At 39.8% G+C, this 10880-nt stretch carries 10 protein-coding genes and 2 tRNA genes; 8 read left to right on the top strand and 4 right to left on the bottom strand.

Going from position 1 to position 10880, the window contains the following annotated elements:
• Positions 1-5 precede the first annotated feature (5 nt).
• Both L656_RS0104985 and L656_RS0104980 read right to left on the bottom strand, forming a co-directional pair.
• Positions 6-82, bottom strand: a tRNA-Asn gene (locus tag L656_RS0104985).
• A 21-nt stretch (positions 83-103) separates the two neighbouring features.
• A tRNA-Asn gene (locus tag L656_RS0104980) sits at positions 104-180 on the bottom strand.
• A 1051-nt stretch (positions 181-1231) separates the two neighbouring features.
• Here L656_RS0104980 and L656_RS0104970 point away from each other — a divergent pair.
• The 5 genes from L656_RS0104970 to L656_RS0104950 all read left to right on the top strand — a co-directional run bounded on the left by L656_RS0104970 (position 1232) and on the right by L656_RS0104950 (position 7330).
• Positions 1232-2611 carry an MATE family efflux transporter gene (locus tag L656_RS0104970; protein WP_024598363.1) on the top strand — a complete coding sequence of 460 codons (1380 nt, stop codon included), beginning with the start codon at positions 1232-1234 and terminating at the stop codon, positions 2609-2611.
• On the top strand, positions 2608-4584 hold the full coding sequence (uvrB, locus tag L656_RS0104965) for an excinuclease ABC subunit UvrB (RefSeq protein ID WP_024598362.1): 1977 nt from the start codon (positions 2608-2610) through the stop codon (positions 4582-4584). Before L656_RS0104970 ends, uvrB begins: the two co-directional genes overlap by 4 nt.
• Before the next feature lie 2 nt (positions 4585-4586).
• Positions 4587-5525, top strand: coding sequence for a class I SAM-dependent methyltransferase (locus L656_RS0104960; RefSeq protein WP_024598361.1), 939 nt, complete (start codon positions 4587-4589; stop codon positions 5523-5525).
• A complete protein-coding gene (locus tag L656_RS0104955; protein WP_002960407.1) occupies positions 5526-6206 on the top strand; it encodes a tRNA (adenine(22)-N(1))-methyltransferase TrmK in 681 nt (226 codons plus the stop codon).
• 101 nt (positions 6207-6307) lie between these two features.
• Positions 6308-7330: a hypothetical protein gene (locus L656_RS0104950; protein WP_024598360.1), complete on the top strand. Its 1023-nt coding sequence runs from the start codon at positions 6308-6310 to the stop codon at positions 7328-7330.
• Positions 7331-7334: 4 nt separating this feature from the next.
• Here L656_RS0104950 and L656_RS0104945 read toward each other — a convergent pair whose 3' ends face one another.
• Positions 7335-7577 carry a hypothetical protein gene (locus tag L656_RS0104945; RefSeq protein ID WP_024598359.1) on the bottom strand — a complete coding sequence of 81 codons (243 nt, stop codon included), beginning with the start codon at positions 7575-7577 and terminating at the stop codon, positions 7335-7337.
• 198 nt (positions 7578-7775) lie between these two features.
• On the opposite strand from L656_RS0104945, the gene L656_RS0104940 reads away from it, so the two are divergent.
• Positions 7776-8225: a methyltransferase family protein gene (locus L656_RS0104940; RefSeq protein ID WP_024598358.1), complete on the top strand. Its 450-nt coding sequence runs from the start codon at positions 7776-7778 to the stop codon at positions 8223-8225.
• An 87-nt stretch (positions 8226-8312) separates the two neighbouring features.
• Here L656_RS0104940 and queC read toward each other — a convergent pair whose 3' ends face one another.
• Complete coding sequence (queC, locus tag L656_RS0104935; protein ID WP_002960416.1) at positions 8313-8969, bottom strand: 7-cyano-7-deazaguanine synthase QueC; 657 nt, start codon at positions 8967-8969, stop codon at positions 8313-8315.
• A 145-nt stretch (positions 8970-9114) separates the two neighbouring features.
• Here queC and queE point away from each other — a divergent pair, with 145 nt between their 5' ends.
• Together queE and L656_RS0104925 are read left to right on the top strand one after the other, a co-directional pair.
• A complete protein-coding gene (queE, locus tag L656_RS0104930) occupies positions 9115-9780 on the top strand; it encodes a 7-carboxy-7-deazaguanine synthase QueE (RefSeq protein ID WP_002960417.1) in 666 nt (221 codons plus the stop codon).
• A gap of 257 nt (positions 9781-10037) precedes the next feature.
• Positions 10038-10781 (top strand): class I SAM-dependent DNA methyltransferase, encoded by a 744-nt coding sequence (locus tag L656_RS0104925; protein ID WP_002960419.1) that lies wholly within the window; start codon positions 10038-10040, stop codon positions 10779-10781.
• The last annotated feature ends 99 nt before the right edge of the window (positions 10782-10880 follow it).

Below are 10880 nucleotides of genomic sequence, written 5' to 3'. Positions count from 1 at the left end.
AAACTTGGCTCCCCCTCCCCGACTCGAACGGGGGACCTGCGGATTAACAGTCCGTCGCTCTAACCAACTGAGCTAAGGGGGAATCGTTTATGGTTGAAAAACTTGGCTCCCCCTCCCCGACTCGAACGGGGGACCTGCGGATTAACAGTCCGTCGCTCTAACCAACTGAGCTAAGGGGGAAGCGTCTTGCCTTTCAACGGGGCGAAATATTAATGACCGAGCCGCAAAGTGTCAACATATAAAAGTCATAAATTGAAAAAAGAGGTTTATTCGTTGTTTTTGTGTTCGATCTGCGTGTTTTATAGCTCTATTAAAGTTGTTTTTTTTGAAATTTAAGAATAACAGTGTGACTTTTATTATTGCAGAGTCTTTAAATTGGTTAAATTAAACACGTTATTAAAGTGGCTTGTTATTAAAAAACAACTCAAAAACATAAAAACTCATTTTTTACTTGGCGGTATTTTCAATATTAAATTTGTTTTTGTTTTAAATTTTTAAAAATATACCTACGCGTATATCCACAGAAATATTTTGTGATCTAAATTGTGATCTAATTACTATGCATAAAATGGGTATTTACTTTATCCGTTCAAAAATAGAACAATCAATAACTTAACTTTATGGTAAACGTATTTTTATACCAACCGTACAACTATGTTAAGAAGAAAAATTGGAGAGCTTCAGTTTTTAGCGTGAGTTTATAAAAATGCTACAAATAGCAAATGATCAATTGGCTAGATATCACCGAAAATGGCGGCTCTCTCAAAGCCTTTATAAATGCGGGTTTGAATGAGTTATCCACGGTTTCTGTGGATAACTCTGTTTATGAAACTTTAAGAACATCATCGGCACCAATGGTTTAGGGCGCTACAACGATTTCAAGCTTTTAAATCATTATTTTTAATTTAATATAAAACAATGAGTTATGATTTGATGCAGAATAGATGCAACTCGATGAGGGAATTTTTTCGTAACGATAAACCAAACATCACCTTTGTGCAAAAAAGCATCAGATATCACTGGGTGTTTGTAATAAAAGTTATAAAAATGTGTTTTAATTGTTTTTTGCGGTGTTTAGGCTCTATTTTAACAAAAAGATGTAAAAACTAAGTTTTACTATTTTTTCGAATCTTTACTTCTTTAATTACTTCAATTGTAGTGATAAATCCTTGGCTTGAACTGCCTTGATGCTTTAAAATGATTTGTTCAGTAAAAGAGGCCTATTTATTTCATGCGCGCAATTTCAAAATCCCAGAATCGCCCAGATTTACTAAACGATCCCATCTTGCCAACATTAAAGACGATGACCATTCCGATGATATTCGGCATGATCACGTTAATGATGTTCAATATTGTCGATACATTTTTTATAAGCTTACTTGGCACCGAGCCGCTTGCAGCGGTGAGCTTTACATTTCCGGTTACCTTTACCGTTATAAGCTTAGCAATAGGGCTGGGGATTGGTACATCGGCGGTAATAGCAAAAGCACTCGGTAGTAATAAAATAGATGAAGCGCGTTTTGATGCCAGTATTTCTTTAATGGTTGGTGTGGTTTTGGTTATTGTGTTGTCATCTATTGGTTATTTACTGATTGACCCCATATTTACTCTGCTAGGAGCGGGCGCACAAGTATTACCGTTAATACACGAATACATGAATATATGGTTTATCGGTAGTGTATTTTTAATAACCCCAATGATTGGTAACTCAGTACTGCGCGCCAGTGGCGATACAAAAACGCCAAGTATAGTTATGGGCGGAGCCGGGCTGATAAACGCCATACTCGATCCAATACTAATATTTGGCTTTGGGCCTGTACCAGCGTTAGGAATTCAAGGCGCTGCCATAGCAAGTGTTGTTGCGTGGTCGGTTGCTGTCGTTATTATTTTATATATATTAGCGTTTAAAAAGCGTTTGTTGAGCCTAAAAGCAGGCAAGCAAACAGTGACTGGCGCTATTCGCAAAATATTAAAAATTGGTTTACCTGCTGCCGGCGCAAACATGCTTACACCGGTTGCAATGGCTGTAATGACCGCTTTGGTGGCACACCATGGCCCAGAAGCCGTAGCTGCATTTGGAGTAGGAAGTCGAATAGAATCGATTGCAAGTATATTAGTGCTTGCGCTATCTATGACATTACCGCCATTTGTTAGCCAAAACTTTGGTGCTGGCAAATTATGCCGCGTTAAAGAAGCGTACACCGGCACACTAAAATTTGTGATGGTGTGGCAATTTGCCATCTACGTATTACTAATTGCATTCTCAGGCGTTATAAGCCAATTGTTTGGTAAAGAACAAGCCGTAATCGATGTAATTAAGCTCTTTATTTATACCATCCCGCTAAGCTACGGCTTACAAGGGGTGATCATATTATCAAACTCATCGTTTAATGCTTTACACAAACCTATGTATGCATTGGTTTTAAGTGTCATTCGGTTATTCATATTTTATGTACCATTTGCTTATATAGGCAACGAAATAGCCGGATTATTAGGGCTATTTATTGGCGCTGCTTTAGGTAACTTATTTACAGCAATAGTGGCGTATAAATGGTTTATGAAAAAACTAGAGGCGCTGAGCGGCGAATCGTTACAGGAGTGCAATAATTGAGCGACCATTTTCAGTTAAGATCACATTTTAAACCAGCGGGCGATCAGCCCACAGCAATTAAACAGCTTTGCGAAGGGCTAGAAGCTGGCCTTGCACACCAAACGTTATTAGGTGCTACTGGTACAGGTAAAACCTTTACCATGGCTAATATTATTAACGATTTAAACCGTCCAACAATAATAATGGCGCACAATAAAACGCTTGCCGCGCAGCTATACGGGGAGATGAAAGAGTTTTTCCCTAAAAATGCGGTTGAGTATTTTGTATCGTATTACGATTACTATCAACCAGAAGCCTATGTTGTATCAAGCGATACTTTTATTGAAAAAGATGCCTCTATAAACGAGCACATAGAGCAAATGCGTTTAAGCGCGACCAAAGCACTGCTTGAGCGTCGCGATACTATTATTGTAGCGTCGGTATCGGCTATTTATGGTTTGGGCGACCCTAAATCGTACATGAAAATGATGCTACTTCTAAAAGTGGGCGAAAAAGTAGATCAACGCGACATGCTGCGTCGCCTAGCTGAAATACAATATACCCGCAACGACATAGATTTTAGCCGAGGTACATACCGTGTACGTGGCGAAGTGGTCGACATATTCCCTGCAGAATCAGACACATTTGCTGTTCGAGTAGAAATGTTTGATGACGAAATAGAGCGCTTAAGTATTTTTGATCCGCTCACTGGCGCTGTTGAAAAGCACATAGTCCGTACCACTATCTACCCAAAAACACACTACGTTACCCCGCGTGAAAAAATACTCGGTGCTATCGATAAAATACAAGAAGAATTAAAAGATCGAAGAGCCCAGTTACTAAGTGCTAATAAATTAGTAGAAGAGCAACGCGTAACGCAGCGTACGCAGTACGATATGGAAATGATGCGAGAGCTAGGTTATTGCTCTGGCATCGAAAACTATAGCCGCTATCTATCTGGCCGTACGCCAGGCGATCCACCGCCTACGTTACTTGATTATCTCCCAGACGATGCATTGATGATTATTGATGAATCGCACGTAACCGTATCGCAAATTGGCGCAATGTATAAAGGCGACAGAAGNGAATATGGCTTCAGAATGCCCTCAGCAATGGACAACAGACCGCTGCGCTTTGAAGAGTTTGAAGCTATTTCACCACAAACTATTTATGTATCGGCAACGCCAGGCGACTTTGAATTAGAACGTTGTGTGGGCGCAATTGCAGAGCAAGTAATTCGCCCAACAGGCTTGCTCGACCCACTTATTGAAGTGCGCCCAGTGGGCGATCAGGTTGACGACCTCCTATCAGAAATTTATAAAAGTGTAGAGAAGGGCGAACGCGTACTGGTAACCACATTGACCAAACGTATGTCTGAGGATTTAACCGATTACTTAAGTGAGCATGGCGTAAAAGTGCGTTACTTGCATTCAGACATAGATACCGTTGAGCGCGTTGAGATTATTCGAGATTTACGTGCGGGTGTGTTTGATGTGTTAGTGGGTATTAACTTACTTCGAGAAGGTTTGGATATGCCAGAAGTAGCGCTAGTAGCAATATTAGATGCTGACAAAGAAGGTTTTTTACGCTCAGCGCGTTCAATTATTCAAACCATTGGTCGTGCTGCACGTCACTTAGATGGTCGCGCAATTTTATACGGTGATAAAATTACAAAGTCGATGGCCAAGGCCATGGACGAAACAGCGCGCAGACGCGAAATTCAGCATGCTTATAATGTTGAACACGGTATTGAACCGCATTCACTAGCCAAAAAGATTCTTGATGCGATGGATGTAGGCGAAGAGGCCGGCCCTAAAGACAATTTAAGGCTTATTCGTAAAGACTCTAAAAAGGTACTTAGCGCGAAAGAAATTACAGTGCAAATTAAGCAGCTTGAAACCAAAATGCATGCATACGCAAGCGACCTAGAATTTGAAAAAGCGGGCTCTGTTCGCGATGAAATACATGAACTACAACAACAGTTGATTAATTAAAAATGACAGCAAACTTTACTCCTCTTATTACTGCGCTTGAAGATGCGCCAATTTTAAAAAATGAACTGTGCCGTGTCTTTCATGGTCGAGGCCACAGTATTGAGGCGTTAAGCCATATAAATTTAGACTTTTATCCGCCAAGTTTATTTTTAGTTTCGTACGACGAAATTGACGAGCAAACACTAAGCGAGCTTACCGATGTAGTGTGGCAGTGGGCGCAAGCAAATCAGCCTGAGCTTATTACGTCGCTTGTGTATCAGCAACGCGCTGGTGTACAAAGCCAAAACACCGTGGTTTATGGGCAATTACCTAACCCGCATGTTGTAACCGAAAACGGCATTCGTTTTTTGGTTGATTTACAGAGCCGTCAAAATACCGGAATATTTCCCGATATGCGCAGCGGCCGTGAATTTGTAATGGCTAATAGCAAGCGTGGCAAAGTGCTTAATTTGTTTTCGTATACATGTGGGTTTTCGCTTGCAGCAATGCAAGGTGGGGCAGATCATGTAATGAACATGGATATGAGCAAAGGCGTACTTAAAGTAGGCAAGCAAAACCATCAACTAAACGGTTTTGAGCGCGGCGTGAGCTTTTTACCTCATGATATTTTAAAGTCGTTTGGTAAACTAAAAAAAGCAGCCCCGTTTGATTTAATAATAGTTGATCCGCCAAGCTTTCAAAAAGGCAGCTTTATTTTAACTAAAGACTACCAAAAAGTGCTGCGCAGATTGCCAGAGCTACTTTGCGATACCACACAATTGTTATTGTGCGCTAATAGCCCAGAGCTTAGCGAACACGCGTTTAAAGCGTTAATAAACGAGCACACCCAAGGCGCAATTGAATTTGTTGAGCGTCTAGCCCCTACCGAGCGTTTTATTGAAGTAGACAGCGACAAAAGTTTAAAGGCGCTTGTCTATAAAACGTCACAAACACCTGCTTAAATGAAGCTCAGCAAACGCCTAACTGCCATTAATACATTAATTTCGCAGCATCACGATATTATTTGGGATTGCTGCTGCGACCATGGTTATTTAGGCATGGCGCTATTAAAACGCGTAGCTGCAGAGCAGGTTATTTTTGTTGATATCGTCGCCACTTTAATGAACGACCTAGAAGCGCAATTATCATCTATTAATAAATTACAAAAAGCCTGTAATAAAAATCCACAGTGGCAGGTCTTATGTCAGGATGTAGGCAAAATTGAAATTGCTCAAAGTAAAAGCCAAGTAGTTGTAATAGCAGGTGTTGGCGGTGAGCTGTTGTTAAGTTTAATACAACAAATTATTGCTAATAACGTAAGTGAGCATTTAAATAATGTTCGGTTTATTTTATGTCCAGTGCATCACACTTATAAGTTGCGAGTCGGTTTAAAGCAATTAGGCTTAGGGCTTGTAAGTGAGCAAATAGTTTACGACAACAAACGTTTTTATGAAGTAATAGAAGTGAGCTTTAATACCAATAATGAGATTAGTCACACCGGCCACAAAATGTGGGACTTTACCAATACAGAACACGTTATGTACCAAGGCCAACTTATAAATCATTATAATAAAATGCTCAATAAAGATAAGCCATACTATCAAAAAGTTATAACAGACTATCAAGAACTCACTGATAGTTAAAAAAGCCCGAAAGTAGGGCGTACATGTGATCTAATTACGACATTGATGACGTAATGTGTTCATAGTTTATATCGCACACCGCGAGTTTATTTGGTTTATTTATGTCAGATAACAAGAGTCACATTAATCATTTGCTTAGCAATGAGCAAAAATGGCAACACAGTTACGAGCAACCTATTTCTTATGCACCCCTTGTGCAATTGGCTAATAGTAGCTGGGTGGTGCCACAGCATTTTTTACGTTACAAGCACACGCTTGAAAGCGTAAACGAAGTGCTTGAGAGTATTGAATTTTCGGCTCACTTTAGAGTGCTTGCTGCACAAAAAGGTGAAGAAATTTACTTGCAAGTAGCAGTGCTCAGCCCCGATAATTACCAAAAAAGTGCATCTACAAATGAAGGCAAAGCAAAAAAGCTATTATTTGGCAGACGCTGGATAGTAGAGGAAAACCTACCTACTTCAGAGCTTATTCAAACAGCATTTTTAGCGTTAAAAGTAGCGCGTGAACATGAAGTAAGAGAGCTTTTTCAGTTAATGCAAAGCGGCGCAACAAGCACGCCATTTAATAACCATCACGACCTACCTGTAATGGCGCAAAACCCAGAGCTTGTTAAAAGTGTAAGTGCTGAAAGCCATGTAGATGAAGTACTTAAACGTATTGTATTTGCAGGAAAAAGTATTGAGCTTAAAAGCCAGCAGCAAATAGCCGAGCAACATTTATATACTGTTGAGCTGTTGTGTGATAATTCCCAACTTAGCGAGTTTAATAAAAAAACTATTTCGTTTTTAACAGCAGATCCATCAGCTAATAGCTTTTTGCACGCCTTAATTACAGTATTGGTAGCCACAAGCAATGATTACGTAAACGAGCAATTTAAGTACAAAGGTTTTGCCCGTTTTAGTAAGCACGTTGTGGTTGAGCAAATAGGTGACTTAAGTATCGCTATGCGCTCGCCAAGTACCGTAGGGCTATGCTCTATGGGTAAGCAACATGCAAATAAGTTAAACTTTGAGATAGACAGTGGGCGAGCACCACAGGGCTGCGGGCAAGCTATTGGTGGGTTTTTAGCTGCTCATGGCATTGAGCAGCCAGAAAATGCACATTTATATCCAAATTACTTATAACAACCTAAAGTTTATTAATTTCATCTTTAACGTTAAAGCTAGAATCAGTAACAATAGCCTCAAGTGTTTGTACACGCTCTTTTAATGCAAGCACTTGTGCATTTGTTTCAGCTAATTGTTTATGGGCATCGCTGTTATTGTTTTGCATTTTATGCTTAAACTCAAGATGCTTTTTGTACATATCGTAAAGTACCCCTGAGCCAACCGAAATTAGCACAATAAGTACAATCATCGTAGTTCCAGACATAATCTCATTCCTTATCATTTTATTATTCGTTTATGGTTAAAGTATAACCTTTAAGCGCTTTTGATAAAGCTGACAATTGTAACTTAATTTGTATACTTTATTTATGCTCAGCCTTGAGTGTGTTCATCATTTATACACTTTAGATATTGTTTAATGGCTGCATAAATAAACATACTTTAGCCAATACAGTGAGTTGCCATGTTAAATAATAAAATACCTCCCGTTATTGTTGTGCTGTTTTTTGCAGGCATAATGGCGCTTATTGCGCATTACAGTGTCATTGATTTCACCGCATTTATTACCTACTTAGCAGCAAGTTTGGTCATTATAGGGTGTGTTTTTTGTATTGCAGGGGTGGTGAGTTTTAAAATAGCAAACACCACAGTAAACCCTAGTAAACCTGAGCAAGCGTCAAAACTTATTACGAGCGGCATTTATAAAATTTCGCGTAACCCAATGTATGTGGGTTTTGCATTTATTTTAGCAGGGTGGGGTATTTGGTTAAGTTCGCTGTGGGCACTTTTATGTATTATCGGGTTTATTGCGTATTTAACGTTTTTTCAAATAATACCCGAAGAGCGAGCGCTCACTAAATTATTTGGCGAAGAGTTTACCGCTTACAAAGCCCGCGTAAAACGCTGGTTATAATCTCTACGTTAAAATTAAACAAACAAAAAAGGCTATCGATGATAGCCTTTTTTATTTGTACCAACTGTATTACTAATTAATTGCTGCTTATTCGTATTCTAACGGGTCTGTAATGTTATTTAGTGCAAATGCTTCAAGGCGTTCTTGGCACGCGCCACATTTACCACAGGCCTTTTCACGGCCGTTATAACAAGTCCACGTTTGGCTGTAATCTAAACCCATTTCAATACCGTCGGTTAAAATACCAATTTTAGTATTGTTTAAGTATGGGCTAAAAATTTCTACAGCGTCGTAGTTAGCAATACGGCACACATCATCCATTTTTTGCACAAATTCAGGACGGCAGTCGGGGTAAATAGCATGATCCCCAGAATGAGCACCGTAATAAACTTGGCTAGCTTTAAGTGATACCGCGTAACCAACAGCAAGCGAGAGCAAAATCATATTACGATTAGGAACAATCGTACTTTTCATGCTTTCTTCTTCGTAATGGCCTTCTGGCACGTCAATATCATCAGTAAGAGATGAGCCACCAATAAGTTGGTTAATCGCCGAAATATCAACAATTTTATGTGGAACGTTTAATTTTTCACACACACTTGCTGCTACTTTAAGCTCTTTTACATGACGCTGACCATAGTCAAATGATAGGGCATATACATCATGGCCTTGTTGCAGGGCTTTATTTAATACGGTAAATGAGTCCATACCGCCGGAATAAATAACAACTACTTTTTGCGTCATATCTGTTTTGCTCTTAGTTTTAATAGAGGTTTATATCAGGGCGCGATATACTACACGGCCGCAGCTTAAATAACAATTTTTGCACAGCGCTTTTTGGTTTTTTAATAGTAGCAATTTGGCTGCTAGGTAGTAAGTGAGATTTCTTTTGTACAAAATTAATGAAGTGTTTGAAACCATCCAAGGTGAAGCAAGTTTTACTGGCACACCTTCAATATTTTTGCGCCTACAAGGCTGCCCAGTAGGCTGCTCTTGGTGCGACACCAAGCAAACGTGGGATGTTGATAATGTATATAAAGTATCGCTGGACGAAACCGTAGAAAAAAAAGCCGACTCAGATCATTGGGCTAACGCCAGTGCAGAACAAATTTTAGCGTTGTTTCAATCACGTGGGTATACCGCAAAGCATGTAGTAATTACTGGCGGTGAGCCATGTATGTTTGACTTAAATCCAGTATGTAACTTATTACACGAACACGGCTTTAGCACACAAATAGAAACCAGCGGCACGTTTGAAATACTCGCCCCAGAGCAAACATGGGTAACAGTATCGCCAAAAATTAATATGCGCGGCGGTTACGAAGTACTAACCAGCACCATGAAGCGCGCAAACGAGATAAAACACCCCGTTGCGATGCAAAAACACGTAGAAGAGCTAGAAGAATTATTTGCTAAAACAGGCGTTAACCCTAAGCTTGTTTACTTACAGCCAATTAGCCAAAAAGTATCAGCAACTAAACTCGCAATCGACACCTGTATTGCTAAAAACTGGCGCCTATCAATACAAGTACATAAGTATTTAGGAATTAGTTAAAGCCAGTTTAAAGTTATATTACGTATGTTGGGTAGAGCGTAGCGAAACCCAACGAATCTCCAATTCCACACCGTTTTATAACAACGCCCTATAATATTTAAATACGTAGGCCGGATAAGCGAAGTGCCATCCGACAACCCTGTACTTTATAGCCTAAAATTACATCTACCTTAAAGCTCATATCTTCTTCGTTAATTGTGCTAATTAGTTTACTATGCGCGACTTAAAAATATTCCACTACTTACCACTAGGCTTATATGTCCGTAAATGCGCTTTACACCGACCTTTCTGATTACTACGACTTAATGTGCGCAGATATAGATTATCAAGCCCAAAGCAATTCTATTCACAGGCTGCACCAAATTTTTGGTAATGGTGGGAATACCCATCTCGATTTAGCGTGTGGCACCGGCCCGCATGTACGCCACTTTATTGATTACGGCTATAAAAGTAGTGGGCTTGATTTAAACCAGCCAATGCTCGATAAAGCAAAAGTTCGTTGCCCAGAAGCGCAATTTTCGTTGCAAAACATGAGTGAATTTAAGGTAACTGAGCACTTGGATTTAATTACCTGCTTTTTGTATTCACTGCATTACTGCGACGGAATTGATAAGTTAAAAGAGTGCCTTGCTAGCGTGCACAATGCATTAAACGTAGGTGGAATATTTTGCTTTAACACGGTTGATAAAAACAAAATCGACAGCGATTCATTTGTAGAGCACACAGCAAAAAGCGAAAATAGCTTCTTCACATTTCGATCTGGCTGGCACTACGGTGGCACTGGCAGTAAACAGTTATTAAAACTCAGCATAGAAAAAACCACCGCAGACAACACTCTCGTATGGCACGACGAGCACCCAATGGTTGCTTTTAGTTATACCGAGCTTAAAGAAGCCTTAAAGCCGTACTTCGAATTCCACATATTTGAACATGACTACGACAAAATAACCCCATGGGCAGAGCGCTCAGGCAACGCCATTTTCGTCTGCGTAAAAATTTAAGGCAACCAAAGAACCGCCAATATCCACGTCCCAAATATCCCCGTATTAAATATTTGAAAACGTAGGTCGGATAAGCAAGCGCCATCCGACACAAAAAAC

The sequence above is a fragment of the Pseudoalteromonas sp. TAE56 genome (assembly GCF_000497955.1).
Classification (GTDB): domain Bacteria; phylum Pseudomonadota; class Gammaproteobacteria; order Enterobacterales; family Alteromonadaceae; genus Pseudoalteromonas.
The sequence above is the reverse complement of the archived record's forward strand: the minus strand, read 5'-3'. Positions and strand labels throughout refer to the sequence as shown.

Excerpts from the sequence above, each read along its gene's own strand:
- L656_RS0104970 (WP_024598363.1), top strand. The coding sequence starts at position 1,232 with ATGCGCGCAATTTCAAAATCCCAGAATCGCCCAGATTTACTAAACGAT.
- L656_RS0104960 (WP_024598361.1), top strand. The coding sequence starts at position 4,587 with ATGACAGCAAACTTTACTCCTCTTATTACTGCGCTTGAAGATGCGCCA.
- L656_RS0104955 (WP_002960407.1), top strand. The coding sequence starts at position 5,526 with ATGAAGCTCAGCAAACGCCTAACTGCCATTAATACATTAATTTCGCAG.
- L656_RS0104950 (WP_024598360.1), top strand. The coding sequence starts at position 6,308 with ATGTCAGATAACAAGAGTCACATTAATCATTTGCTTAGCAATGAGCAA.
- L656_RS0104945 (WP_024598359.1), bottom strand. The coding sequence starts at position 7,577 with ATGTCTGGAACTACGATGATTGTACTTATTGTGCTAATTTCGGTTGGC.
- L656_RS0104940 (WP_024598358.1), top strand. The coding sequence starts at position 7,776 with ATGTTAAATAATAAAATACCTCCCGTTATTGTTGTGCTGTTTTTTGCA.
- queC (WP_002960416.1), bottom strand. The coding sequence starts at position 8,969 with ATGACGCAAAAAGTAGTTGTTATTTATTCCGGCGGTATGGACTCATTT.
- L656_RS0104925 (WP_002960419.1), top strand. The coding sequence starts at position 10,038 with ATGTCCGTAAATGCGCTTTACACCGACCTTTCTGATTACTACGACTTA.